Raw genomic sequence first — 24,485 nt, forward strand, 5'->3', positions numbered from 1 at the left:
GCACGATCTCAACTTCACGTAGCTTGCCGATAATCTCTTCCGGCTTGTGCTTCTTGCTCGGCATTCAATGTCCCTTTCGTGGTCCAGACTATCATAGCCTCTGGGCCACTCAGCAGGGGGCAGATCAGGTCTGCCAATCGCTCGACGAAGCGCGCGATGCGGCGGCGTGCATCCGCGATCATGCCGCTGCCACCTATCATGCCGAGACCGGACGACCCTGGTCCGCGCCGCGGGGTTCACTGGTGTCGAGCAAACGCACCGCTTCGGTGGTGGCGGCAGCAGACTTTCTCGCCGCCCGGCGTCAGCGCCGGATCGATGCGCATTCCCCGCAGGGGCCGGTGGTGATCTTCTCCGGAGGACAGGTCTGGGAGGATCATCGCCAGCTGACCGAGATGCTCGATGCAATCCGGAGCCGGGTTCCGACGATGGTGTTGGCCACCACTGCGCAGGGCAAGGGCTGCGACGCGATTGCCGCGTCCTGGGCGGCGCGCACGGGGACGCCGCTCATCGCTTTCACGCTCAACCTTCGACTAGGGCAGCGAGCCGGGTTCGCGCGCAACGAGCAGCTGCTCGCGTTGAAGCCGGTTGAGGCGGTCGTGTGCGAGGGGTCCGGGCTACAGTCGCATCTGGCGCGGTTGGTCCGGGCGGCGGGGGTTCCGGCGCACTTCTTCAGACTGGACGGGCAGCGTCGCGCTCTTGCGTGAAGTTCGTGGGGATCGGTCCGGCATGTCCGGGCCGATCCCTTTTTTGTGAGCGAGAAGCCGGCCGCGCTCAGGGACCCCTGGCGGGGCCCGTCGCGCGGTCGGCGCGACGCCGACGGGGCGGCGTCGGCCTCCTGCGCGCGGCTCCGCCGTGCTCGTCGCAGGGACGCCCCTTCGGGGCGAGTTGGCGGTCAGCTTTGGGCTGGTGGGAGTGACTTGAGCGCTGCGATCGCGGCAGGGCCACCGGCGCGGATGGCCTGGCCGACAAGATCGCGGAACTCCTTCTCAGTCATCCGCTCTACGGGAAGGTCGGCGAGGATTGCGCCGTAGCGCGCGCGCAGGTTGCGGCGCACGATGTCGGCTTCATCATCTAGCGCCCGGCGGCGCTTGTCGAGTTCGATGAGTTTCTCGCGGTCGGTCAGTTTGGGCATGTCGGTCGGTCCTTGAGGATCGTCTGCCCGCCGACATCAATTTCGCACAGGTTGGGAGGTGCTGCAATGTGTGCGGTGGAGGGCCGGCTGACGCCGGCGTCAGTAGAAGATGCCCCCTGCGGGGGCGCCACGCCCTTGCCAGGTCGAGGCGGCGCAGCGCGGCAAGGCGCTGCGAAGGGCAGACGCACGCCTGAAGGCGTTTGTAATGCACCGTACGCACGGGTGCTGCGGGCGTGAAACCCGCAGAATTGCGCGATATATTCACGTCATCCGCGTCAGACAAAAGCCGCTGAAATCGCGTCGTTGGCGGACAGATACTCTCGGCTACGCAGCTAACCATCTGATCCGGTTTGTCATCCAGCGTCGGACGGCGTCCGCCACCATAACGCCTTGAGATCGCTAGGCCAATTTGGTAAAATGAGTCGCTTCATCACGCGCCAGCGACGGACAGGATCCGTTATGGCTCGTATCACGATACGCCTGGAGGACGCGATGCTCGACCTGTTGGTCGATCGTGCGCGTTCGTGTGGCACCACCCCGTCAGCCTATATCCGAGACCTGATCGACCGGTTCGAGGGCGCCGATCCGCAAGGCTATCACGCCAGGTTCGACGAACTCCATGCGACCTCGATCCAGACCCTGGCAATATTAGCCTCTTCAGTCGGTACGCGAGCGCCCGAACTCCTGGAACAGGGGCTGGCCGAGGCACGCCGCCTGCTCCGCGAACTGGATTTGCTCGATCCGGAGCAGGACCGACCATGAGCATCTTTCGCAACGATACGCTCGGCTCCTGGACGCGGGGCGGACAGGCGATTGTCCACAATGTCCGGATGACCACGCAGGTCTTCTACCAGACTTGTCTGGCCGGTCTGATCATCTGGATGCTCGGCATCGGCTGGTATGCGTTCGAGCAATCGAGCGCCTATGAGCGGTTCGTGCTGGCAAAGCTGGCTCAGGCCGTTGTGATGGGGGACGCGGTGCCCGGCAACGCGTCCCCCATCCTGTTCGAAGATCCTGCCGGTCGGCGCTACTGGACCAGTCCCGAGGCACTGATCGGCTCGGAGATTGCGCAGACAACGCTGCGTCAGTTCGAAGGCTATCTATTGAACGGTGCCGGCATCTCGGGGGCGTTGACGCTCGCCATGTTGTTCTGGGCCTGGTTCTACTTCACCCGGATGGGGCGAGGGTTGGGCTCGAACCAATTCCTGCGCGGCGCACGATTTGGCACTGCTCGAACCCTCCGCCGCGCGCTCTGGCGGTACGCGCGCGGCAGCTTCTCGATCGGCGGGGTCCCGATGCCCGAGGCGTTCGAACCGGAGCATGTGCTCATTTGCGGAGCCCCCGGAACCGGGAAGACCAACATCATCGTCAAGATGCTCGCCGGCATCCGCGCGAAGGGGCGGCGGGCGATCGTCTACGATACCGCAGGCACGTTCGTGGAAAAATTCTACCGGCCCGGTGTCGATGTCATGCTCAACCCGCTCGATTCCCGATCGGATAAGTGGAGCCCATGGGTCGATGTGCCGCGCGACTATCATTACGACCAGATCGCGGAGTCCACGATACCCGACAAATCGGGCGATCCGTTCTGGGCGAAGTCCGCGCGCGGAACTTTGGTGGCCGTGCTGCGCAAGCTTGCCCGACAGGAGCGTACGCTGATCTCGGTGCTGCTCGACACACTGCTGCGCTCGAAGCTCAAGGAACTGGCGGTATTCGCCCAAGGGACCGACGCTGCTGCGTTCATAAGCCTTGAGGGGGAGCGAACCTCGGCCGGCATCCAGGCCGAGCTCGCCTCGGTCATGCGCAGCTTTTCCTATCTCGACGACACACAGGACGGACTCTCGATCCGCGACTGGGTGGCGAATGAGCGCGATGACAGCTGGCTGTTCGTCACGGTCAAGGCGGACCAGCTCCCCTCCCTGCGGCCCCTGATCACCGTCTGGCTGGATATTGCTATTTCCGCGATCATGAGCCTGTCGGCCGACCGCAATCGGCGGCTTTATTGCGTGATCGATGAGCTGCCGAGCTTGCAGAAACTGCCATCGCTCTCGGATTTTTTGGCACGTGCTCGAAAATATGGTGGATGCGGGATCCTGGGTTTTCAGAGCTACCCTCAGCTCGAGGCGACCTACGGCATTCAGGATGCTGCGGCCATCACCGGCTATTGCTCGACCTGGGTCGCACTGCGCGCCAACGACACGCCCACCGCCAAGCATGTCAGCGAAAATCTCGGGCAGGTCGAGCAGATCGAGGCCAATGAGGGCATGTCCTATGGCGTCAACGACATGCGCGACGGCGTGAACCTCTCGCGGATACAGGTGACGCGGCCGCTGGTCCTGCACACGGAAGTGACCAACCTGCCGAACCTGACCGGCTATCTGCGGTTCGGACGCAACCTGCCGGTCGTCCGGTTCAAGGACCGCTACAACGATGTGCCGACGATAGCTTTGGCCTTTGAAGAGCGGACGGAGCCGCCCCTTCGAATGAAGATCGATTTGCCGGCGCCTGACCAGGGCCCGCCATTGGGCGAAGGCGACACGTCACCGCAGGAGGAGGCTCTCAAGCCCGAGCAGCTTCCGCTCGGCGAGCGATCCGCAGATCCTGTGGCCGAGCTTTCGCCAGAACGGCCACGCCATGGGACGCAATCGCTCGATGAGCCTCAACCAGTGCCGGTCCTCTCCCTATACGGCAAGCCGTCCGGACTTCGGTTACGCCAGCATGATCGCCACGACGGCACCCGCGACGAAGCGAGGCCGGCATGATCCATCCGCGGCGCTTGAAGGGCGCGCCGGATAATCTGGCGCGCTATTATTCGGTCGGCGACTACTATGCCAAAGGTAGCGAGGCGCCTTCCGAATGGGGAGGTCGCATCGCCCCGGATCTCGGCCTTTCGGGCCGCGTCGATCCCGCCACGTTCCGGCAACTGCTGGAAGGGAAAGTCGATGGACAGCAGCTTGGACGGCACCGGACGGACGGCGGGATAGAGCATCACCCTGGATGGGATTTCGCGGTCAACGCGCCGAAATCGGTGTCGATCATGGCGCTGGTCGCTGGTGACGATCGGATCGCCACGCTTCATGAGCACGCGGTCGGCACCGCGCTCGACTATCTCGAGGAGCATGCAATGCTTCGTCGACGGATGGCAGGCGAGATAGTTCACGAGACCACCGAGCGGCTGCTGTACGCGCGGTTCACCGAACATGCCTCACGCGAACTCGACCCGCATCTCCATACGCATGTGGTCGTCCTGAACATGACCAACAGCAACACCGGATCGCCGATGTCGAGCCTTGAAACGCGCGCCATGTACGCCGAGCAGATGACAGCCGGGCAGGTCTATCGTAACGAGCTCGCTCACGGATTGCGCACACTCGGATACGAGATCGATGCAGATCCACGGACTGGCCTGTTCGAGATCGCCGGTGTTCCCAAGACGCTGATCCTGAACATGTCTCAGCGCGCCGAGCAGATCGACGCGCATGCCCGCGAGCATGGACTGACGGGACAGTCGGCGCGACGGGTCTCATTCTACGAAACGCGAGGAGCCAAGGAAAAGGCCGGGCTAGACACATTGACCGAGCGCTGGGCGGAACGCGCAGCTCATCACCTCTCGCAGCTTGCGCAGATCCGAACGGAAGCCGGTCAGCGAGGTGAGCAGACGCTGATCCCGGCCGCAGCGATATCCGCACGCGCCATGTTGTTCGGGCTGCGGCAAGCGGAGACCAAGGAGGCGGTGAGCAACCTCGGGCGCATGCTCCGTCTGGGAATGGCCTCCCATATCGGGGAGGTCCGGCTAGCCGATCTGCGGCCGCATGCCCAGGCACACACTCGGCGGCGCAAACTCCTCGTAACCCGCGAGCCGACCGGTGACGAGACCCAGGTAAGGGGCAGGACGACACGACGTGCGGCAAGGCTTGAGCTTGCGCTTGCCGATCATCTTGCATTGGCCTTGAACGATGCGAAACCAATGGTGTCCGAGGTCATGCTGCGGGAAGCTGGCGCGGAGGCAAAGCTCACTTCCGCGCAAACTGGGGCGCTCCTTCATCTCGGATTGTCAGGGGATCGTGTGACCGGACTGCACGGCGTCGCCGGGGCGGGAAAATCTACCCTGGTTCGCGCCCTGCGCGAGGCGGCCGGCGGTGAGGTCGAATTGATCGCGCTTGCGCCGACTTCGTCCGCTGCGGCGAATCTCGGTGCCACCGCAGGCATCGCGTCGCGGACGGTCGCGAGCCTATTGGCGAGTGGGGGTCAGTTTCTCACGGATCGGCATGTCCTGGTCCTCGATGAGGCAGGTCAGCTTGGAAGTCGCCAGGCACTCCGGATACTTGAGCTCAGCCGCGAATCCGGCGCCCGGCTGATCCTCCTGGGCGACAACAAACAGACGAGTGCGATCGAACAGGGCAAACCCTTCTGGCTCATGCAGCGGCTTGGACTTTCAAGAGCCGATCTCACTGAATCAGTGCGTCAGGAAACGCACGCAATGAAGACGGCAGTGACGCAGGCCCGCGCGGCGGACTATACCGCGTCGATCGCCAATCTGGACAAGGTTACCAGCGGCCAGAGCGCGAATGAGCTTGCCAAGGACCTCGTGCGCGAATGGACGCGGCTCAAGCCGGAATCCAGGAACGGGACCAACATCCTCGTTCTTGAGAACTCCACTCGGTTGGTCGTGAATGCCAAGGTGCGCCAGGTACTCAAGCTGGAGGGCGCTGTCGCTGCAGAAGAAAGCCAACTGGAAGTGCTGACGCCTGCGGGCATGACCGATCAGGAGAAGCATTTTGCGCGCTTCTACTTGGGCGGGCAGGTTGTGACCTTCGCTCGGGCGAACGCCAAACTCGGGATCGCTTGTGACACCGAATATCGGGTGCTCGGGATCAGGCGGCAGGCCCGCGGTCGCCAGGTGGTGGAGTTGGGCGACGGTCGCGGTCGGATAATATGCTGGGACCCGCGCCTGGGGCGGGCCTCACAAGTCCACGTCTTCACGAGCGAGCAGCGCGAATTGGCGGAAGGCGATCGCATCCAGTGGCGACTGGTGAACCGGGAGCTTGGCGTCCGTAATGCCGATCGCGGGACGATAAAGCGGCTGGACGGGGCGCTGGCGTCGATCCTGTGGGACCGGGATGGGCGATTGCAGGAGGTCGATCTAGGCAAGCACAAGACGTGGGACCATGGGTATTCCGAGACGGTCTATTCGGCTCAGTCGAAGACCTACGACCGCGTCTACGTCTTGGCACCTGTGAACTCTGCCTTGGTTACCGGCCAGAACTATTACACCGCAATCACACGCGCCCGGTTTGGCGTTAAGCTCTGGACTGAAGATCAGAAGCGCCTGGTCGAGAAGCTAGAAAGGCGCTCTGGCGAAAAAACCAGTGCCCTTGAAGGTTTGGGTCGCCTTGACCGTAATTCATTGGCGGCGCGGGCGATTCGCAACGGCAGTCGATGGAACAAGCTTCGGGACGAACAAGACCGAGCCCGCGGCGCGCGTGCCGCGCGGCTTGCGACGCGCGAGCGGACAGCAAGCCGAGGAGATGGGAGGTTGCCGGCTGTTCTGGCTGGACGGGCGGCGTCCGGGATTGCCGCTATGGATCGGTGGCTTTCGCGACTGATCAGCCGGCCTAGGAGCCAGCCAGAAATGACGAAATTAGAGCAGTCTACATCCCGCCAATCTAACCGAGACGGAGGCCGCGGCCATGACCGCTGATAGACGCAGAGCGGTCTTAAGCATGCTGACTCTTGCGGCGGCGGTCATGGCGGTACCAGTCGACGCGAAGCAACGGCCAAGGCTGAGTTCGGAGCAGCGGATCGCTACCTGTATCCGGGAAGCAGCAGGTGGCCGGCAGTGGCTGGAGCAAACCTTGTGGGGATTTCGCGACCAGGAGGGGGGCTGGATCGGCGCTGAGATCCTGAACCGCGACGGTAGCCATGACCTCGGTCCTCTTCAGGTCAACAGCTGGTGGGTATCGAAACTGGCAATGCTCGTTGAGCGGCCTCAAGCGAGCGTTCGATGGTGGCTGACGCATGACCCTTGTTTCAACGTCCAGGCTGCGCGGTGGATATTCTTGTCAAGATTGCGGGTCGCTAGGGATTATTGGACGGCCGTCGGTGCGTATCACAGCCCGACTGGCTGGCGGCAGCGTCGATATGCGATCGCAACCGCCGCGAAAATCAAGCGTCGCTTCGGCGCGAGCGCATTCTCGCAAACCTTGCACGGGCACCCAATTCGTTCCCGGTAAAATGGATCACGAGTTCCGGCGAATTGCGAAAAGGGGACGCAACTCAGGTAGACTGTGGAACCGAAAGCAGGGTTGGTCCGAACGGTTGTCCGCGAATGGCAAAGCTGTTCCGGAACCCTACCACAGCGCACGGGAATCCAGCCAAGCGTCGACCTCGCGCAATTTGAACCTCGGGCATCGCCGATATCTGGAAGGGTTGTCGCCCAGTTCATGTTCGGCTGGGAAGCCGGGAGGCCGCTTCTTGCGGAGACGGTCGATCTGACGCCGGGACAAGCGCGCCTTATGTGCGAATTCACTGACGGTGATCCACTCTTCTCCGGCCATGCCAGACCCTTTCGCATCAAAGCCGCGACAATAAGTCGCGCCGAGCGCTCGATCAGTCCAAGGGCAGTGACAAGCCGCTTCGGCGCGACGAGGACGGTATCGGAACCATCGCAGCAGTCCGCGCCCCGTCTTGACTTCGCGCATCTCGGCCTAAGCGCATCGACAGTCCAAATCTCCTGGCAGTTCAAGGACACCCGACTGGGGACGTGCTTTTCGTCTAAAATTGATCCAGGACCTCAGCTTCTATGTCGTCGCAGTCTGCCGCCGGTAGCTTCGCGCGCAGAGGCCATTCTTTTCCCACGTGCGAGACTTGATGCTGCTGGGGAGCGGTGCGCGATCGGTGCGGGAGCACCCAGTGCCTCGGCCACTCCGGCCTCCCGCGCGATGCGAACTATCTCCGTCTCCCATTTTTCAAACCATGTGCGAAGTTCATCTTCGAACTCGTAGCCGTCATAAATGCGCTCCAAACCTCGCTTGCTGTGATTCAACATGGCTTCGGCTGTTTCGAAGTCTGTGTTGAGGCGCTTCGTGTTGGAGCGAGCGGTTCGGCGCAGGTCGTGCGGAGTCCATCGCTCGATGGGCGTGCCCGCAAGCTGCGCCATGCGATGAAGCACGCGGTTTCGGGCTTTGTACCAGCCCGCTGGGGCGCGAGGACCGTCGATCCTGTGCGAGGGAAACACCCAATCTTCATCGCTCTGGATGAGTGAGCGCCCCCATGGACCCAGCGCAATTCTATGAGCTCGACTGTTCTTCACCCGGTGAGCAGGAATGGTCCACACACCCTCCCGATATTCGTCTGATCGGGCGTAGATGACCTCGGAAATTCGCGCCGCAGTGAGCAGCCATAATAGCATTCCACGTTGATAATGCCGGGGTTCGGAGACCAAGGCCTGCAAGAACCAAGAGATCTCCTGAAGGTTCAGTTTGCGAGTCCGAGGGCTTTCCGGGAATTTTAGGTCGGTGAGGCGGGCGGCCGGATTCGTCTGGAGGTTGATCTCCTTCCCGCGAAGCGAGGCAGCCCAGCCAAAGAATACCTTCAATTCCCCGGCCAACCGATTTGCCCGAACCGGGGACGTTCGCCCCTTGGCCAAAACGAGCCTTGTCAGTTCGTCTTCGGTGACGTCAAAGATCAGCTTGTCGGCCAGTTTTGGAGCGATGTCGCATCGGTAGATCGCGAGCTTGTCCGCCACGGTACGCGGCTTGTTGGCCTTCTTGGCGCGGGATGCCCGGCCTTCGCGGACCGCAATCATGTAACGGTCGTGGACATATCCCACCGTCAGACGCGCACGATCGATCAGAGCTTGCTCGATTGATCGAGGGTCAAGTCCGGCGTTGATAGCGCTGTTGAAGTCGGTGGCCCATTTCCGAGCCTCTGCGATGCTGAAACGCGGGTACCGGCCCAATGTGCGCCGGAGCATCTCACCACAACAGCCGATCAATCGCCGGTATCGCCAGGTTTTGACACCCTTGCCGTTCGCCTCGATCCACAATCCAGGTGTTTGTGGGTCCAGCAAATATCCGTCGGTCAGCGAATCAATGGTGGCTGGCGCGAAGGTCGCTCGTCTTGTCATTTCCGACTCCAAGTCGGCTCAAACCCGCTCCTTGAGCAAATCTAGGGGCAAAAAGCCGCCCTCCACGGTGGAGAATACAGGGGCAAAAATAGGGGCAAAAGGGGTGTCAAACCCAGTCCAACCCCGGCTAACCCGGTCTAACAGTCGCTCTTAGATATTGCAGTGAACTTATTGGTTTTACGCCGAATATGAGGATTCGGGTGGTGCCGGTTGCAGGAATCGAACCCGCGACCTTCGGTTTACAAAACCGCTGCTCTACCAGCTGAGCTAAACCGGCGCGGCGGGTTGCACTGGCGCGACCCGCATCTGGATGGCGCTCCTTTGCGTCAAGCGATGCCGAAGGTCCAGCCCTCTGCGCGCGCAATTTCTGCGCACATCGCGGGGGGACGCCACAGCGCCGCCTGATCCGCCGCACGCCGCAACCACGCTGCGGTCAGCAGCGCGTCGGTCGCGTGGTCGGTATAGCGCGCGATCGGCGCATGCGGTTGCGATCCGAGCGCCGCCAGCGCTGTGTCGAGCGATGCCGCATCGCGCAGCTTCGATCGCCCCCTGCGCGCACCGGCCGCCCGCGCGGCGATGGCAGTGTAGATCTCGACGATGCAAGCGCCATGGTCGGGCAGGGGATCGAACGGCCAGATCGGCACGCGCCCGTTGAGCCGGTGGAGCAGCCGCATGCCGGCGAAGCTGGCCTTGGCCACCTGGGCCGCGCCGATCGCGTCGAACACGGTCGACGGCTTGGTGCTGCCGTCATGCGCGACCTCGCACGCCCGCCAGTGCAGAAAGTCGGCCTTGGCCCCGTCGGCGGCACCCAGATAGAAATGCGTGCCGCGCCGCGCATCGATAAACCCGGCCGCACCCAGATCCGGGTCGACGCTCGCGGCATCGACATGCGCCCACAGCGCGCGCGCGTCGTCGCCCTGCGTCTCGCCCGGCAAATGCGCGCCGCGTGACAGGAACGGGGCAGAGAAGCTGAAATCAAACCCGATCAGCATGGGCGCGTCCGCCTGCGCCGTCACCCACTCCAGCACCTCTTCGCGCGACCAGACGCGCCCGGGCGGCACGATCAGTCGTGGCGCGCCGTCCCCGGCCTCGCACAGCGCGACCGCGATGCCGGGATGTCGCACGCCCTTGGCACCGGACCAGTCAATCGCGGCAAATCGGGTAAAGTGGTGGGGCGAAGCCATGGCGACGCCGGCTCAGCCCGGCGTCTCGATCCCCGCGAGCACCGCCAGCCGGATCGCCTCGGCAAAGCTCGACACGTCGAGCTTGAGCATGATCCGCGCACGATGCGATTCGACCGTGCGCACGCTCAGGCCCAGCTTCTCGGCCACTTCGCGATTCGTCAGCCCGTCGACCAGCAGCGCAAGGATCTCGACCTCGCGTTCGCTCAGCGTCTCGAGTCGATCGCGGTCCCGACCCGATTGGTGCACTTCGGCGAGGTTGCGGTCGAGCAGGTCGAATGCGATCTTCAGCGGGCCAAGCAGCTTTTCGAGGGTGAAGGGCTTTTCGATAAAGTCGATCGCGCCGCGCTTGAGCGCCTCCACTGCCGATGTGATCTGCCCCTGTCCCGACACGATGATCGCGGGAAAGCGGCGGTGATCGAATGCCTGCAGCGCTTCATTTCCCGATAGCCCTGGCATGTTGAGGTCGAGCAACACGACCCCCGGCGCCGCACCCTCCTGCGCCGCGGTCAGAAAGCGTTCCGCCGAGTCCCAAGCGCTGACCGAAACCCCCGGCAATGTCGCCACCAGGCTGGAGATCACATCGCGGGCAAGATCATCATCGTCGATGACATGAATGGTTCTGGACATGTTCATTCGCTGTTTGGAACCGGAGCCGGCCTGATAGCGGGAATGCCCCGCAAGTCTATATGATCACGTATTGTTACTACTCAACTTGAAGCGGTCTGGGAACTTGTTTCGATCAGGGCGAGTAGCCCGCGCGCAAGATTCATGCGTTCGTTAGGCGTGGCGTCGATCATCACGCGTTCGGTTTCGCGTGCCTTGTTGCCCAGTTGTTCATCGCCGAAATGTCCGGCGGTTCCGGCCAGCTTGTGAATGTCGGAGAGCAGCGCGGCGATCGTCTGCGCGTCGTCCGCTGCGACCGGACCGAATGCACGCAACGCGTCGGCAAGTGCCGCGCGGCGCTCGGCATAACGCGCCATGAGTGCTGGCGGGATCGGTTCGACGGCGGGAGTCGTGCTTGGCGCGGGAGCGGGTCGCATCATGCCGGGTTGCCGACGCGCCCAGGTTGCAATGGCGCCTTCCAGCGCTTCGCGTCGTACCGGTTTGGCGAGATGCGCTTGCATTCCGGCCGCGAAACAGGCGTCGATGTCGTTCTGATAGACGTTCGCCGACAGCGCAACGATGGGCAGCGTTTCGGCGTCGAAGCCCATGCCGCGCAGCCGCCGGGTCGCGCCAATGCCGTTCAGAACCGGCATCTGGATATCCATGAGGATCAGATCATAGGGCGTGCCTGCCAGTGCCGCCGCTTCGGCCTGGATAATGGCTTCTGACCCGTTGCCCACCACATCGAGCGCCAGGCCGAGCCGCGCAGCGGTTGCCCGGATCAGCGCCTGATTGATTTCATTGTCCTCGGCCAGCAACACGCGGATCGCCGCAGAGGCCACATCATTGCGCGTCGCAGCGCGCTGCGTCTCGGGGTGGTGCCCCGGCGTGGCGGCGCGCTGCGGGTCGGGGTGGGGCACCGGCGTTTCGACCACCGCTGCGGGAATGCAGGGCAGGGTGAAGTTGAAATTGCTGCCTTCCCCGACGCGGCTCTGGACCTTCAGGTTTCCGCCCATCAGACGCACGAGCGAGCTGGAAATGGTGAGGCCAAGTCCGGTTCCCGTCCCAGCCGAACGCTCCGACAGGTTGAGCTGAACGAAGGACTGGAAGATGTCGGCAACCCGGTCCGGCGGGATGCCGGGGCCGGAATCGACGACGGCGAACCGTATCTGCTCACCCACCCGGCTGACTTCCAGCCGGACAAAGCCCTGTTCGGTGAACTTGACCGCGTTCCCTAGCAGGTTGAGCAGCACCTGACGCAAACGCAGCTTGTCGCCGCGCACCACCGGCGGCAGCTTCGGGTCGATCTGGACTTCCATCCACACGTCGCGGCGGCGCACGCTGGGCATCAGCATGCGGATTGCCGAACTGGTCAGTTCCTCCAGCGCGACCGGTTCATCGGCGAGCTCGAGATGTCCCGCCTCGATCTTGGACAGATCGAGCACATCGTTGAGCAGCGCCATCATGTTGGTGCCCGATTCGATGATGATCTGGGCATAGTTGCGCTGTTCGGTCGCCAGCTTCGATTCAAGGAGCAGCTCGGCAAAGCCGATCACGCCGTTCATAGGCGTGCGGATTTCATGGCTCAGATTGGCCAGGAACGTGCCGCGCGCCTGCGCTTCACGCTGCGCCGCATCGCGTGCCTTCAGCAATTGCTCGCGCACCCGCATTTCGCTGGTGACATCCTGCATCACCCCGAACAGGGCGGCGGGTTTGCCGTCCGGGCGGAGCTCGGTCCGGCCCAGATAGGACAGATGACGCGTCTCGCCATCGTCGTCCCGCGTGATCCGCACGCGCAGGTTGAATGGGTCATGATCGCGCACCGCCGTCAGCATGGCCTGCCAGGTCGGATCCCGGTCCTCAGTGTGCAGATAGTCAAGCGCCTCGTCGCGCGTGATTCGTCGCGCCGGGTCGCGCCCATGGATGCGATAGACCTCGTCCGACCACAGCAATGTCCCCGCCGCGATATCGTAGCGCCAATGGCCGACATGCGTCGTCGCTTCGGTCATCAGCAGCAGCCGGTTGGTCTCCGACAATTCGGCGGTGGAGCGCTCGACTTCGCGCGTGACTACCGCCTCGCGCCGGGCCACCACGGCCAGCACTGCCGCCAGCGCGAGATTGATGGTGAGGCCGGTCAACAGGACCAGCAGTGGCTCGACGCTGCGGGTCCGCTCCTCGAACGCTGCGGTGCTGCGCCATTCCAGCGCCCAGACCCGACCCGCGACCCGTATCTGCCGGGACATGACAAAGGCAGGCCGATGCGCCGCTCCGGCCCGGCCGGATCGGGTATCGAACACCGATACCCAGTTGCCCGCGCCGTTGCGCGCGCGGATCGACAGCTCGAAATCGCCGCCCTGGTTCGGGGTCAGGCCACTGAAAAAGCGTTCGGCGGGGAAGGGGTGATAGACCCAGCCGATCAGCGCGCGACGGCGCTCGGCCACGGTGCGCGGGGGCTCCCGCGTTGCATAGACCGGCCGCATCATCGTAAAGCCATAGCCGGGCCCGCGATACTGGATGAATTGAAGCGGTCGGGTAACGACGGCCGCTCCGCTGTCGCGCGCCTGATCGGCCGCCTCGCGCCGTTTGGGATCGAACGTGATGTCCATTCCCAACACGGCGCGATTGCGTTGCAGCGGGTAAATATAGCTGACGACATAATGGTCGCCGTCCGCCGGTGCGCGCGCGATCCGTTCGATCGGCAGGCCGTTGCGCCGGGTTTCCGCCTGAAATGCGGGGACATCCGCGCGGCGAACCCGCTCAATGAACCCGATGTCGCGAATTCCGGGATAGCGGCGCTCGATATCGATTACCTTGGCGTAGGCAACCCATTCGTCCCACGTCACCCGCTCGCCTGCGGTGAAGAGGGCGGATGCCGCGTCGAGGCTTTGCGCGGCGCGGTTGAGTCGTTCGTGCAACGCCTGTTCGCTTTCCGCAGCGAGCATGGCGAAGTTCGATCGACTGCTGTCGACAACCCGCTCGCGCACGTTGATCCAAGCGAACATGGTCAACGCGAGGCCGAGGCCGCATCCCAGCGCGATATAGCCGAACAAGCCACGGATCGGCGCCCCGCGCCATAATGCTCGAAAGCGCCGCTGTGTGCCGATCATCGCAAAGGGCGCAACGGTCAAGATGCCCAGGATATCGCCCAGCGCCCAGGTCACCATGCTGCCTGGCACCCGATCGATCGGAAAGTCGCGCAGCGCCATCAGCGCCAGATGGCCGATCGACGCCGAAACCAGCGCGGGGATCACAATGCCCAGCCCGATCGCCACCGCGACATCGCGCCCATGGGTCAGCTCGAGATGGTCGCCAAAGCGGCGGCGTTGCAGCACGTCGGCGATCAGGACTTGCAGCGTCGCACCGAAAGCAGTCCACACCGCCAGACCACCCGCGCGCAGCATGCCCGATCCCATCGACACGCCCAGGATCGTGTTGAGGAGCAGCGACGCCAGAAACACCGTCGGCAACAGCCAGCGCCCGTAGAGCAGCACCGCCGCTACCGCCACGCCGGACGGAAGCCACAACATGGTGACATTGTCCGGCGGAATCGCCAGCTGCTTGGCAACCCATCCGCTGGCAACAAACGCCAAGATCAGGATCAGCCCGAGTCGGACGCGCGCCACGATCGACAGCGACGCATCGCCGCCCGACGCGTCGGGTGGCGGCGGTACGACAGAAGGGACGTCGCGCACGGGCTCCACAGGGCGATCTATAACAAGCCGCACGGGGGATGCATCCGTTGCAATACCGGGTTGACGCGGGCGCGCAGGCTCGCTCAACTACGTCGCCGCAAACGAGGTGACGGCCGCCGCTGCGCAGAACCATATGCTGTGAAGATGATTGGTCGGGGCGACAGGATTCGAACCTGCGACCCCCACACCCCCAGTGTGATGCGCTACCAGGCTGCGCTACGCCCCGACCGAAGGCAGGCCCTCTAGGCGGGTGCGGCGGGGGATGCAAGGGGGATTGGGCGTGCTGTGGCCAAGGGGCGACAGTTGCATGGTCGCAACACAAGTGGTAGCTCGCGCCGCTTGAACCGGGGGGCTTTGCTCCCCACCATTCAGGCCCAACCTTCTGGCCCCGGGAACCTCATGATCATCACCCTAGCATTCGCACAGGCCGCAGGCGGCGCGGCCGCACAGACCAGCCCGATGGCAGGCTTCGTCGGGATTGCGCCGTTTATCCTGATCTTCGTCGCCTTCTACTTCCTGATGATTCGCCCGCAGCAAAAGCGGATGAAGACGCTGCAGGCGTCGATCAGCTCGATGAAGAAGAACGACACGGTCGTGACTGCGGGCGGTCTGGTGGGCAAGGTGGTGTCGGTCGACGACGTCTACGCCAATATCGAAATCGCGCCGACCGTGAAGGTCAAGGTGGTCAAGGCGACCATCGTCGAGGTCCAGCCGCTCGGCGGCAAACCCGCGAACGACTGACGCCATGCTCGATTTCCCCAAGTGGAAGGTGTGGGCGGTCTGGCTGACGATCGTCGTCTTCGCCCTGCTCGCGATCCCCAGTTTCGTGCCGGAAAGCGCGCGCGAGCGCTGGCCGTCCTGGATCCCGCAGCCGTCGATCAACCTTGGCCTCGATCTGGCTGGCGGCAGCTCGATCCTGCTCGAAGCGGATGTCGACGATCTCGCCCGCACGCGCCTCGCCGCCAAGCGGGATGAGATCGAGACCGAGTTCCGCCGTCAGGATCCGCGGATCGACATCGGCGACATCTCCACCCGTGACAATCGCATCAGCTTCATGGTGCGCAATGTCGCACAGGTCGATGCGGCACGCGAACGCCTGCTCCAACTGACCGGCAGCGGCGTTGGCATGTCGGGCCAGCGCGAATGGACGATCGAGGTGCGCGACGGCACCCGCTTCATCGTCAGCCAGACCGGTGCCGGGCTCGACCAGGCGGTGACGCAGGCGATGTCCGACGCGCGCGAAGTGGTGGATCGCCGCATCAACGCGCTCGGCACGCTCGAACCGACGATCATCCTGCAGGGCCGCAACCGCATCCTCGTCGAAGTGCCGGGGGTCAAGGATCCCGAGGCGCTCAAGCGCACGATCGGGACGACGGCACGGCTTGAGTTCAAGCTGGTCGATACCACCGCCAATCCGGCGGAGATCGCCGCCGGTCGCCCGCCGATCGGCAGCGAGATCATGGCCTATCCGACCGCACCGGGCGGATTGCCCTATGTCGCCTATCCGACCAAGCAGGGTGAGGTCGCGAAGATCGCGCTCAAGCGCCAGATCATCGTCAGCGGCGACCAGCTGATCGACGCGAAGCAGGAATATGACCAGAACCAGCAGGTCGTGGTCGGCTTCACCTTCGACACCCAGGGCGGGCGCCGCTTCGCGCAGGCGACCCAGACCAACACCGGCAAGCCGTTCGCGATCATCGTCGACGGTCAGGTCATCTCCGCGCCGAACATCAATGAACCGATCCTCGGTGGCCGTGGCCAGATTTCGGGTGGTTTCACCGTCGAAAGCGCCAACGAACTCGCCATCGCGCTGCGCTCGGGCAAGCTGCCCGTCGCGCTCAAGGTGGTCGAGGAACGCACCGTTTCGGCCGAGCTTGGCCAGGAATCGATCGAAAAGGGCATCCTTGCCGGTATCGTCGGCACGCTCGCGCTGATCGCGTTCATGCTGTTCACCTATCTGCGGTTCGGCGTCTACACCGCCGCCGCGCTGCTGGTGAACGCGATCATGGTGCTCGGCGTCATGGCGTTCTTCGGCGCGACGCTGACCTTGCCGGGCATCGCCGGCTTCGTGCTCACCATCGGTGCTGCGGTCGACGCCAACGTGCTGATCAACGAACGCATCCGTGAGGAACAGCGCATCCGCGGCCGTGCCGCGATCGCCTCGGTCGAGTTCGGCTACAAGGAAGCGAGCCGCGCGATCTTCGACGCGAACATCACCAACGTCATCTCGGCGGCGATCATGTTCCTGTTCGGCACCGGCCCGATCCGCGGCTTCGCGGTCGTGCTGGCGATCGGCATCGTCACCTCGGTGTTCACCGGCGTCACGTTCACGCGTCTGCTCGTCGCCGATTATCTGAAGCGCAACCGTCCCAAGACGATCAATATTTAAGGCCGCCCAGATATGCGCCCGCTCAAACTTGTCCCCGACAACACCAACATCCCGTTCCTCAAATGGCGGAACGTGGCGATGGGGCTGTCGCTGCTGCTCATCATCGGCTCGATCGTGCTGTGCTTCGTCAAGGGCTTCAACCTCGGCATCGATTTCGTCGGCGGCCAGCAGACCCGCGTGACCTTCAGCCAGCCGGTCGATGTCGAAACGCTGCGCCAGCGGGTCGAAGCGCTCGGCTATGGCGAAGCGACGATCCAGCGCAGCGGTGACACGACCGAATATTCGGTGCGTACCCCGCTGCCCGAAGGTGGCGAAGAGGCCGCGAACAAGGCCGCATCGGCGATCCGCACGACGATCCAGCAGGGCTATCCCGGTGCGCAGGTCGCCGGCGCGCAGAGCGTGTCGGGCAAGGTGTCGGAGGAGCTGTTCCGCAACGGTGCGATCAGCCTGACGCTCGCGATGCTGGCGATCGCGCTCTACATCTGGTTCCGGTTCGAATGGCAGTTCGGTGTCGGCGCGCTGTTCGCGCTGTTCCACGACGTCGCGCTGACGCTCGGCTTCTTCGCGTTGACCCAGCTCGAGTTCGACCTGAACATCGTCGCCGCGATCCTGACGATCATCGGCTATTCCTTGAACGACACCATCGTCGTCTATGACCGTATTCGCGAAAACATGCGCAAATACCGCAAGATGGAGATGGGTGAACTGCTCGACCTGTCGATCAACGAAACGCTGTCGCGCACCGTCGTGACGTCGCTGTCGATCGGCATCGTGCTCGCCGTGCTGCTGCTGCTCGGCCCGGACGTGATCTTCGGCTTTACCGCCGCGATGCTGCTCGGCATCGTCATCGGCACCTTCTCGTCGGTCTATGTCTCGGCCGCGATCCTGCTGTGGCTGCGGCTCAAGCCCGACAGCTTCCTGCCCAAGGAAGCGACCGGGCCCAAGGGTGCCGAGCGCACCGATTCGGTCGACTTCAAGGACATGCCCTGATGCGGGTCGACCGGACCCGGATCGAGGGTCCGGTCGTCTCGGGGTTCAGCGGTCGCGGGTTTCGCGTCGATGACGGCGTGTATGAAGGGCTGTTGCTGACCCCGACCCGCGCCGATGGCTGGTCGCCCCCGCCGCTCGATGCGCTGACGGCGGACGATCTCGCGCCGCTGCTGGCGCTGGACCCGCTGCCGGAATTCCTGATCCTCGGCACCGGAACCACGCTGCGCCGTCCGCCGGCCGCGCTGGAGGCGGCGCTGCCCTTCGGCATCGAACCGATGGACAGCCGCGCCGCAGCGCGCCTGTGGGGCGTGCTGAGGGCCGAACTGCGCGGCGTGGCTGCCGCGCTCTATCCGCTGGATTAGGGACGACTGGCGAGCGTCCAGGCAGCGCGCACCTGCCCGGTGAAGATCGGTGCGAAACTCCGCAATTCGGCGCTCGCCGCGCGGTCATAGTCGGCATGCCGCCCCTGCGCCGCCAAGGCTTCCGCCGCTGCCGTGCGGTACAGCACCCGCGCTTCACCGGCACGCATGGCATCCTCCGCAATCACGCTGGCGAGGCTCCATGCGCCGATCACGCGATCGCGGTCGCCGCGGGGTAGCATCGCCATCTTGATGCCAAGCGCGCGGCGATACAGCCGTTCCGCCTCCTCCCGCCGCCCCAGCGCCCGCTCCGCCGCCGCCAGCCCGTTGAGGCTGTTGGCGGTATCGGGATGCATCTCGCCAAGCAGCCTCACACGCACGCCCAGCGCCATGCGCAGCGCCATCGCGGCGTCGAACAGCAAGCGGCGGCGCAGCATCGCGTCGAGCGGCTCAACCCCACCCGCGCCCGGCATCGGGCGGAACGGCGACAGCACCGCCTGGCGCAGGGTAAAGCTCCGCCGAAACCCCGCCTGCACGCTGGTCGCGCCCGCCATGCGCACCAGATGCGACCCCAGATTGTTGAGCGCGACAGCAAACTCCAACTCAGCCGCCGGACCTAGCCGCTGCAATGTCGCCGCCGCCTCGCGATACAGCGCATAGGCGTCTTCGCCCCGTCCCATCGCCGCAAGGATGCCCGCGCGATTGCCTTGTGCGCGGGTGAGGTCAAGCAGCGCATCCGGCCCGGCAGCAGTCAGGATGGTCACCGCGCGCGCCGACAGTGCCTCTGCCTCTGCCATCCGCCCGGCATCCGCGGCCAGCCCGGCCAACTGGCTCAGGCTGCGCGCGACGGCGGGATGCGCCGCACCATGCCGGGCAAGGCGGATCTCGAACGCACGCCGATAGAATGGCTCGGCCTCACGCGGGCGCGCCTGCTTGGCCAGATTGTCCGCCAGCCGTTCCGCCGCATCGGCGACCGCATCATCGGCGGTCGCGCCCGCATCGCGGACCGCGCGTCGCAGGATCGGTTCCGCCTCGCGATAACGGCCCGCGTCCTCCAGCGCGCGTGCCGGGTCGGGTGGCGCACTCTGGGTCACCAGCAGCAGGGCAAAGGCGGGAGCGATCACCATATACCCACCGTTGCGCGCCCGGACCGGCGACGCAAGCGACACGTGGTCATCTTGCAAACATGGCGCACAGGCGGCCATACCGAATCTTCCAATTGGCTGCGATCGGTGCATAATGGGGGCAGATAACAGGGGAGAGGATCATGCTGACGACCGCCATCGCCATTGCCGCCGCTCAGGTCGCGGCACCCGCGCCCGCCGACTATCGCGATACCGCCAACTGGCTCTGCCGCCCCGGCCGCGAGGATAGCTGCACCGTCAATCTGGATGCCACGGTGGTCGCGCCGGATGGCTCGCGGACCATCGAGAAGTTCACGCCCGCAGCAAACCCGAAATTCGATTGCTTCTATGTCTATCCCACCGTTTCGACCGATCAGACGCCCAACAGCGACCTCAGCATCGATGCCGCCGAGCGCCGCGTCGCGATGATTCAGGCGGCGCGCTTCCGCAGCGTGTGCCGCGTCTATGCGCCGATGTACCGTCAGGTGACGCTCAAGGCGTTGCAGGCGGTGATGGCGGGGCAGACGTCAGGCGCGGACCCGGTGCTCGGCTATCGCGACGTCAAGGCCGCGTTCGACGACTATATGAAGCATGACAATCAGGGTCGCGGCGTCATCCTGATTGGCCATAGCCAGGGCGCGCGGATGCTCTCGCAATTGCTCGAACGCGAATTCGACGGCAAGCCGGATGCGATGAAGCCGATCATCTCGGCCATGCCGATCGGGTTCAACCTCGACGTGGCGGCGGGGCAGCGCACCGGCACGCTCAAGTCGATCCCGACCTGCGCCAGCGCGACCGACACGGGCTGCGTGGTCACCTATGTCAGCTTCCGCGCGACCGTACCGCCGCCCGCCAAATCGCGCTTCGCCCGTTCGGCCACGCCGGGGATGCAGGTCGCCTGCACCAACCCCGCCGCGCTCGGCGGGGGCAGCGCGCCGCTGAACGCCTATCTCCCGACCGGTTCGCTGCTCGGCACCGGTTCCGCCTTTGCGTGGAGCAAGGACGGGCCGCCGGTCACGACCAATTTCGTCAAGCTGCCCGGCCTGATCTCCGGCGCATGCGTGGTGAAGGACGGTGCCAGCTATTTCGAAGCGACGCTAAACGCCGACCCTGCCGATGCCCGCACCGACACCATCCCCGGCGACGTGATGGTCGGCCCGCAGCGGCTGGACGATTGGGGGCTGCACCTAATCGACATGAACCTGGCGATGGGTGACCTGGTGAAGCTCGCAGAGGCCCAATACTCCGCGTGGGCGAAGAAGCAGCGCTAGCGCCCGACCAATCCCGCCAAGTGCGCGTAGAGCGCGTCGCGGTTCGCCTCCCAGGTGAACCCCGCCGCGCCCGCGCGCACCGCGTCGGGCGGGGGAGGGGCCGCGACCAGCGCTCCGATCGCCTCGGCAAACGCCCCTGCTGTCCGCGCGACAATCCGCCCATGCTCCGGCGCGGTCACCAGTTCGCGTGCGCCCCCTGCATCGGGGATGACCACCGGCGTCCCGCTCGCCAGCGCCTCGACCCACGCATTGGCGAGACCTTCCGACGACGACGCCAGCGCCATCACGTCCGCCGCCGCCAGCAATGCCGGCAATTCGCCATGCGCCACGCTGCCCAGCAACATCACCCGGTCGCCGACGCCCAGCCGCGCGATCTGCGCCACCAGCCTCGGTCGCTCCGGCCCTTCGCCTGCGATCATCAGTCGCACGCCGGGCAGCGCCGCGACCGCGTCGATCACGATCTCATGCCCCTTGCGCGGGATCAGCGCGCCGACGCTCGCTACCAGCGGGCCGGTGGCCCCCAATGCCGCCTTCGCCGCCGCCCGGTCACGCGGCGCGAAGCGATCGAGGTCAACTCCAGTGCGATGGACCCGGATCTTGGCCGCATCCATGCCCAGCGCCACCATATCGTCACGCATCGATCCGGCCACGGCGAGCAACCCGTCCGCGGCCTGTCCAGCGCGTAACACCTGCGCCGCCGTACCCGGTGCACGTCCCCAATGATGGATATCCGCCCCGCGCGCCTTGATCGATACCGGCACGCCGAATGCGCGGCCCAGCGCGACCGCCGCAACGCCGTCGGGAAAGAAAAAGCTCGCATCGATCACATCGAACGCAAACTCGCGCCGGATCGCGCGCAACAAGGGCGTCAGTCGCGCGGTCAGCATTGCGGCATGGAGTCGCCCACCGATCCCCGGTACATTGGCAAAGCGCGGACGCCACACCTCCACGCCCTTCCAGACCTCATGGCGGGGCAGGGTGGCAAGCGCGGCATAGTGCCCCAAGCGCGAGAGCGGAAAGGGTGGCAGCCCGATCGGCGCCACCAGCTTCAACTCGACCTGTGGATGCCCCGCCAGCCCCAGGGTCTGCCGCTCGACAAACACGCCGAAATTGGGCCGCGACGCATCGGGAAACAGTGACGAAAGGGTGAGCACGCGGAGCATTGCTCCAGCGCACTACACCCTTTGCGTTAAATTTGCGGAACCGGGATCAGCGGCAGCGCACTTCACCCTTGTCGACCGCAGAGCCGATCGCCGCGCCACCGGCTGCGCCGATGATCGTGCCCAGCGTCTTCGACCCGCCCGGAGCGATGATGTTGCCGAGCACGCCGCCGGCCAGCCCACCGACGATCAGACCCGCGGTGCCGTCGCTGCGGCGGCAATAATAGCGCCCGTCACGACCGACATAGACATTGTCGCCACGGCTCAGGCGCCGCTCCTGATAATTTCCGTCGCGATAATAACGCTGTGCGTCCCATCCGCCGCCACCGCTGGCATAGCCGGGCCGGTCATAACCATATTGGCTGCACGCGCCGGTCAGCGCCATGGCGCCAGCGCTCAGCGCGATCATGCCGGTGCGAAGTGAGAAGTTCATCGGGCATCTCCCTGTTCATGATGCCCCCCGCCGATGTTGTGCCAACGAAACGGGGCGCGGAAATATCCCGCGCCCCGCATCATTTCGCACTGTTTCGCACCGTTTAACGGCAGCGCTTGCCGCTGCGCTCGATCTCGCGACCCGCAACCGCACCTGCCGCTGCGCCCAGCAGCGTGCCGACGGTGCGGTCGCCGCGCGTATCGATCGTGCGTCCGACCAGCGCGCCAGCGACGCCACCGATCACCAGACCGGTCGTGCCGTCGGGCTTGCGGCAATAGCGGCGGCCGTCCCGGCCCTTCCACTCGCGATAGCTGTAGCGCTTCTTCTTGCTTTGCGCCTGCGCCTCGTTCGACGTGTTCGGCAGCATCACCGTTGCGGGGACGGCCAGCGAAGCGGCGCCCAGCGCCAGCATCAGGTTACGCATAATCTCTACTCCATCTTCCTGAACTCGCGGCTAAAAACGCGCGCCGGCGAGGCGGGGTTTCATGAACGTCACATTTCGTGCAGTTCATCTGGCATGCAGGAAGCCCGCACCCTTATCGAACGCCTCAATCTCGCGCCGCACCCGGAAGGCGGCTGGTATCGGGAAACATGGCGTTCTCAATCACTTGAAGACGGTGGCAGGTCCCCCGGCACCGCGATCCTGTTCCTGCTGGAACAGGGGCAGACGTCCCACTGGCACCGCGTCGATGCCGATGAACTGTGGCTGTGGCACGCCGGATCGCCGCTCGACCTGATGATTGCCGATGCGGCGGACGCCAATCCGGAGGCGATCGTACTTGGCGGCGACGTGCTGTCCGGTTACCAGCCGCAGGCGCGCGTCCCGACGAATCGCTGGCAGGCAGCAGATGCGCATCGCGGCTGGGCGTTGGTCAGCTGCATCGTCGTCCCCGGATTCGACTTTGCCGGGTTCGAGCTCGCCCCACCCGACTGGTCGCCCACCCGCTAAATCTCTTCCCGCGATTCACGTTATCCACAGATGGTAACGGTCGATCGCCGCTTCGCCCGACTCGCAAAGCGTGACAGCATGATGGGGCAGGCAGATGAGGCCGCAGCGGGAAACCAAAGCGAAATCAAATGTTTGTCACGGCCTGACCCGTGCAGGTGCCTTCGGGAAACCGCATGGATCGGGACGGGGACGCCACCCCGGGAAACCGCAGGAGCGATGTTCGCATCGTGCTTGCGGGAACGGAACGGACAGGCGTCCAATGGCATCCCGGGCATTCGTGCCGGGGATGACAGGCGGCCGGGAAGCGACCGATGTCTTCGGACAGCGGGAACAGATCGGAAGCCACGGACGCAAAGCCCGTCTTCGGACCGGGTGGAGCGGGTTGCAGCGGAACGGCGGCGCCTTCGGGCAAGGCCGGAACGATGTAGCCACAGCCGCGACGGAGCTGGAAGCCTTCGGGCAACTGAACCGACGCGAGGTGATCGAATGAAACGACCCTTCGGGGATCGTGTCGATCGATGACCGGACCGCGATGCCGGAACGCCGCAAGGCGCGAAGGGATCGCAAGGACATCGAGGCGGGAACGCGGCTCTTCGGAACCGCCCCCGTCCCGGTGACCGGCCAGCGGACGCTTTGCGATCGTTGGAACGCGGGGTTCCACGTCCCTTGCCGGTGAGTGGAACACTGCCTGCCGCCACCGCGGCGCGCCCGTCTCCCGGACGAGCGAGCAGGTCGATGGCGACACCGGGGGGCTGGCGGAAACGCCGGCCCTCTTTTGGTTTTGGGGCGATGCCCCTTCTTCTCCCTCTCCCCTCCGGGGAGAGGGCCGGGGAGAGGGGGAGTCTGCCACTAGCGATTGGCTTGAGAGGACAGCCCCCTCTCCCAACCCTCTCCCCGCAAGCGGAGAGAGGGCTAAGACCCCAACATCATCGTCACCCCGGCCTCGTGCCGGGGTCCACCCCGCCTCACGTCCGGCGCTCCAGCCTCTTGCTTCGCGCCCCGCCTCCCGGTGGCCCCCGGAACAAGACCGGGGTGACGACGTAGGGGACTGGACGGAGTTGAAAGGATTGC

20 protein-coding genes, 2 tRNA genes and 1 pseudogene are annotated in these 24,485 nt (G+C 64.8%); 11 read left to right on the forward strand and 12 right to left on the reverse strand.

The features are described from left to right. Nucleotides 1-14: 14 nt before the first annotated feature. Nucleotides 15-182, reverse strand: a complete 168-nt coding sequence (locus tag KYX69_RS16595; protein ID WP_300499304.1) for a hypothetical protein — start codon at nt 180-182, stop codon at nt 15-17. Here KYX69_RS16595 and KYX69_RS16600 point away from each other — a divergent pair. Next, nucleotides 129-704, forward strand: a pseudogene (locus tag KYX69_RS16600) (DUF2493 domain-containing protein); the annotation flags it as partial. The gene KYX69_RS16595 and the pseudogene KYX69_RS16600 overlap by 54 nt on opposite strands. Nucleotides 705-892: 188 nt before the next feature. Here KYX69_RS16600 and KYX69_RS16605 read toward each other — a convergent pair. Then, complete coding sequence (locus KYX69_RS16605) at nt 893-1,132, reverse strand: hypothetical protein (RefSeq protein WP_300499089.1); 240 nt, start codon at nt 1,130-1,132, stop codon at nt 893-895. 459 nt (nt 1,133-1,591) lie between these two features. On the opposite strand from KYX69_RS16605, the gene KYX69_RS16610 reads away from it, so the two are divergent. The 4 genes from KYX69_RS16610 to KYX69_RS16625 are packed head-to-tail and all read left to right on the forward strand — an operon-like array spanning nt 1,592 to nt 7,365. Continuing rightward, complete coding sequence (locus tag KYX69_RS16610; protein WP_300499092.1) at nt 1,592-1,894, forward strand: hypothetical protein; 303 nt, start codon at nt 1,592-1,594, stop codon at nt 1,892-1,894. Further along, a complete protein-coding gene (locus tag KYX69_RS16615; protein WP_300499095.1) occupies nt 1,891-3,894 on the forward strand; it encodes a type IV secretion system DNA-binding domain-containing protein in 2,004 nt (667 codons plus the stop codon). The genes KYX69_RS16610 and KYX69_RS16615 overlap by 4 nt, the downstream gene beginning before the upstream one ends. Further along, nucleotides 3,891-6,833 carry a MobF family relaxase gene (mobF, locus tag KYX69_RS16620; protein WP_300499098.1) on the forward strand — a complete coding sequence of 981 codons (2,943 nt, stop codon included), beginning with the start codon at nt 3,891-3,893 and terminating at the stop codon, nt 6,831-6,833. Before KYX69_RS16615 ends, mobF begins: the two co-directional genes overlap by 4 nt. A 22-nt stretch (nt 6,834-6,855) precedes the next feature. Next, a complete protein-coding gene (locus KYX69_RS16625; RefSeq protein ID WP_300499099.1) occupies nt 6,856-7,365 on the forward strand; it encodes a lytic transglycosylase domain-containing protein in 510 nt (169 codons plus the stop codon). Between the two features lie 560 nt (nt 7,366-7,925). Here KYX69_RS16625 and KYX69_RS16630 read toward each other — a convergent pair. The 6 genes from KYX69_RS16630 to KYX69_RS16655 form a co-directional block, all read right to left on the reverse strand. Continuing rightward, entirely contained in the window at nt 7,926-9,260 is a 1,335-nt protein-coding gene (locus KYX69_RS16630; protein ID WP_300499101.1) for an integrase arm-type DNA-binding domain-containing protein, read from the reverse strand. Nucleotides 9,261-9,461: 201 nt separating this feature from the next. Further along, nucleotides 9,462-9,537 (reverse strand) — tRNA-Thr (locus KYX69_RS16635). 49 nt (nt 9,538-9,586) lie between these two features. Further along, complete coding sequence (locus tag KYX69_RS16640; protein ID WP_300499104.1) at nt 9,587-10,444, reverse strand: hypothetical protein; 858 nt, start codon at nt 10,442-10,444, stop codon at nt 9,587-9,589. Between the two features lie 12 nt (nt 10,445-10,456). Next, nucleotides 10,457-11,071, reverse strand: a complete 615-nt coding sequence (locus KYX69_RS16645; RefSeq protein ID WP_300499107.1) for a response regulator — start codon at nt 11,069-11,071, stop codon at nt 10,457-10,459. Between the two features lie 80 nt (nt 11,072-11,151). Beyond that, nucleotides 11,152-14,739: a CHASE domain-containing protein gene (locus KYX69_RS16650; RefSeq protein ID WP_300499110.1), complete on the reverse strand. Its 3,588-nt coding sequence runs from the start codon at nt 14,737-14,739 to the stop codon at nt 11,152-11,154. A 149-nt stretch (nt 14,740-14,888) separates the two neighbouring features. Continuing rightward, a tRNA-Pro gene (locus tag KYX69_RS16655) sits at nt 14,889-14,965 on the reverse strand. Between the two features lie 173 nt (nt 14,966-15,138). Between KYX69_RS16655 and yajC the strand changes: the two genes are divergently transcribed. From yajC to KYX69_RS16675, 4 genes are read left to right on the forward strand one after another with little or no spacing between them, the layout of a single operon-like run. After that, the gene (yajC, locus tag KYX69_RS16660) at nt 15,139-15,480 is read left to right on the forward strand and encodes a preprotein translocase subunit YajC (protein WP_300499113.1); all 342 of its coding nucleotides are present in this window, start codon (nt 15,139-15,141) and stop codon (nt 15,478-15,480) included. Nucleotides 15,481-15,484: 4 nt separating this feature from the next. Further along, nucleotides 15,485-17,128: a protein translocase subunit SecD gene (gene secD, locus KYX69_RS16665; RefSeq protein ID WP_300499115.1), complete on the forward strand. Its 1,644-nt coding sequence runs from the start codon at nt 15,485-15,487 to the stop codon at nt 17,126-17,128. Nucleotides 17,129-17,140: 12 nt separating this feature from the next. Further along, the gene (gene secF / locus KYX69_RS16670; RefSeq protein ID WP_300499118.1) at nt 17,141-18,118 is read left to right on the forward strand and encodes a protein translocase subunit SecF; all 978 of its coding nucleotides are present in this window, start codon (nt 17,141-17,143) and stop codon (nt 18,116-18,118) included. Then, on the forward strand, nt 18,118-18,480 hold the full coding sequence (locus KYX69_RS16675; RefSeq protein ID WP_300499120.1) for an Mth938-like domain-containing protein: 363 nt from the start codon (nt 18,118-18,120) through the stop codon (nt 18,478-18,480). The genes secF and KYX69_RS16675 overlap by 1 nt, the downstream gene beginning before the upstream one ends. On the opposite strand, the gene KYX69_RS16680 is transcribed toward KYX69_RS16675, so the two are convergent. After that, nucleotides 18,477-19,604, reverse strand: coding sequence for a tetratricopeptide repeat protein (locus tag KYX69_RS16680; protein WP_300499121.1), 1,128 nt, complete (start codon nt 19,602-19,604; stop codon nt 18,477-18,479). The two genes, KYX69_RS16675 and KYX69_RS16680, sit on opposite strands and share 4 nt — an antisense overlap. A gap of 140 nt (nt 19,605-19,744) precedes the next feature. Between KYX69_RS16680 and KYX69_RS16685 the strand changes: the two genes are divergently transcribed. After that, a complete protein-coding gene (locus tag KYX69_RS16685) occupies nt 19,745-20,872 on the forward strand; it encodes a DUF3089 domain-containing protein (protein ID WP_300499124.1) in 1,128 nt (375 codons plus the stop codon). Here the strand turns inward: KYX69_RS16685 and KYX69_RS16690 are convergent. The 3 genes from KYX69_RS16690 to KYX69_RS16700 all read right to left on the reverse strand — a co-directional run bounded on the left by KYX69_RS16690 (nt 20,869) and on the right by KYX69_RS16700 (nt 22,889). After that, nucleotides 20,869-22,035 (reverse strand): glycosyltransferase, encoded by a 1,167-nt coding sequence (locus KYX69_RS16690; protein ID WP_300499127.1) that lies wholly within the window; start codon nt 22,033-22,035, stop codon nt 20,869-20,871. The two genes, KYX69_RS16685 and KYX69_RS16690, sit on opposite strands and share 4 nt — an antisense overlap. A 46-nt stretch (nt 22,036-22,081) precedes the next feature. Next, nucleotides 22,082-22,465, reverse strand: coding sequence for a glycine zipper 2TM domain-containing protein (locus tag KYX69_RS16695; RefSeq protein ID WP_300499129.1), 384 nt, complete (start codon nt 22,463-22,465; stop codon nt 22,082-22,084). Between the two features lie 103 nt (nt 22,466-22,568). Next, nucleotides 22,569-22,889, reverse strand: coding sequence for a glycine zipper 2TM domain-containing protein (locus KYX69_RS16700; protein WP_300499131.1), 321 nt, complete (start codon nt 22,887-22,889; stop codon nt 22,569-22,571). Between the two features lie 93 nt (nt 22,890-22,982). On the opposite strand from KYX69_RS16700, the gene KYX69_RS16705 reads away from it, so the two are divergent. Then, nucleotides 22,983-23,414 (forward strand): cupin domain-containing protein, encoded by a 432-nt coding sequence (locus tag KYX69_RS16705; protein ID WP_300499133.1) that lies wholly within the window; start codon nt 22,983-22,985, stop codon nt 23,412-23,414. Nucleotides 23,415-24,485 lie beyond the last annotated feature (1,071 nt).

Origin of the sequence: Sphingomonas sp., assembly GCF_030145815.1 — a bacterium.
Lineage (GTDB): Bacteria > Pseudomonadota > Alphaproteobacteria > Sphingomonadales > Sphingomonadaceae > Sphingomonas.

What these genes read in the sequence shown, in the direction of transcription:
- secF (WP_300499118.1), top strand. Translation starts at nt 17,141, where the DNA reads ATGCGCCCGCTCAAACTTGTCCCCGACAACACCAACATCCCGTTCCTC.
- KYX69_RS16640 (WP_300499104.1), bottom strand. Translation starts at nt 10,444, where the DNA reads ATGGCTTCGCCCCACCACTTTACCCGATTTGCCGCGATTGACTGGTCC.
- KYX69_RS16700 (WP_300499131.1), bottom strand. Translation starts at nt 22,889, where the DNA reads ATGCGTAACCTGATGCTGGCGCTGGGCGCCGCTTCGCTGGCCGTCCCC.
- KYX69_RS16690 (WP_300499127.1), bottom strand. Translation starts at nt 22,035, where the DNA reads ATGCTCCGCGTGCTCACCCTTTCGTCACTGTTTCCCGATGCGTCGCGG.
- yajC (WP_300499113.1), top strand. Translation starts at nt 15,139, where the DNA reads ATGATCATCACCCTAGCATTCGCACAGGCCGCAGGCGGCGCGGCCGCA.
- KYX69_RS16705 (WP_300499133.1), top strand. Translation starts at nt 22,983, where the DNA reads ATGCAGGAAGCCCGCACCCTTATCGAACGCCTCAATCTCGCGCCGCAC.
- KYX69_RS16605 (WP_300499089.1), bottom strand. Translation starts at nt 1,132, where the DNA reads ATGCCCAAACTGACCGACCGCGAGAAACTCATCGAACTCGACAAGCGC.
- KYX69_RS16680 (WP_300499121.1), bottom strand. Translation starts at nt 19,604, where the DNA reads ATGGTGATCGCTCCCGCCTTTGCCCTGCTGCTGGTGACCCAGAGTGCG.
- KYX69_RS16685 (WP_300499124.1), top strand. Translation starts at nt 19,745, where the DNA reads ATGCTGACGACCGCCATCGCCATTGCCGCCGCTCAGGTCGCGGCACCC.
- KYX69_RS16645 (WP_300499107.1), bottom strand. Translation starts at nt 11,071, where the DNA reads ATGTCCAGAACCATTCATGTCATCGACGATGATGATCTTGCCCGCGAT.
- KYX69_RS16625 (WP_300499099.1), top strand. Translation starts at nt 6,856, where the DNA reads ATGCTGACTCTTGCGGCGGCGGTCATGGCGGTACCAGTCGACGCGAAG.
- KYX69_RS16630 (WP_300499101.1), bottom strand. Translation starts at nt 9,260, where the DNA reads ATGACAAGACGAGCGACCTTCGCGCCAGCCACCATTGATTCGCTGACC.
- secD (WP_300499115.1), top strand. Translation starts at nt 15,485, where the DNA reads ATGCTCGATTTCCCCAAGTGGAAGGTGTGGGCGGTCTGGCTGACGATC.
- KYX69_RS16595 (WP_300499304.1), bottom strand. Translation starts at nt 182, where the DNA reads ATGATCGCGGATGCACGCCGCCGCATCGCGCGCTTCGTCGAGCGATTG.
- mobF (WP_300499098.1), top strand. Translation starts at nt 3,891, where the DNA reads ATGATCCATCCGCGGCGCTTGAAGGGCGCGCCGGATAATCTGGCGCGC.
- KYX69_RS16695 (WP_300499129.1), bottom strand. Translation starts at nt 22,465, where the DNA reads ATGAACTTCTCACTTCGCACCGGCATGATCGCGCTGAGCGCTGGCGCC.
- KYX69_RS16610 (WP_300499092.1), top strand. Translation starts at nt 1,592, where the DNA reads ATGGCTCGTATCACGATACGCCTGGAGGACGCGATGCTCGACCTGTTG.
- KYX69_RS16615 (WP_300499095.1), top strand. Translation starts at nt 1,891, where the DNA reads ATGAGCATCTTTCGCAACGATACGCTCGGCTCCTGGACGCGGGGCGGA.
- KYX69_RS16675 (WP_300499120.1), top strand. Translation starts at nt 18,118, where the DNA reads ATGCGGGTCGACCGGACCCGGATCGAGGGTCCGGTCGTCTCGGGGTTC.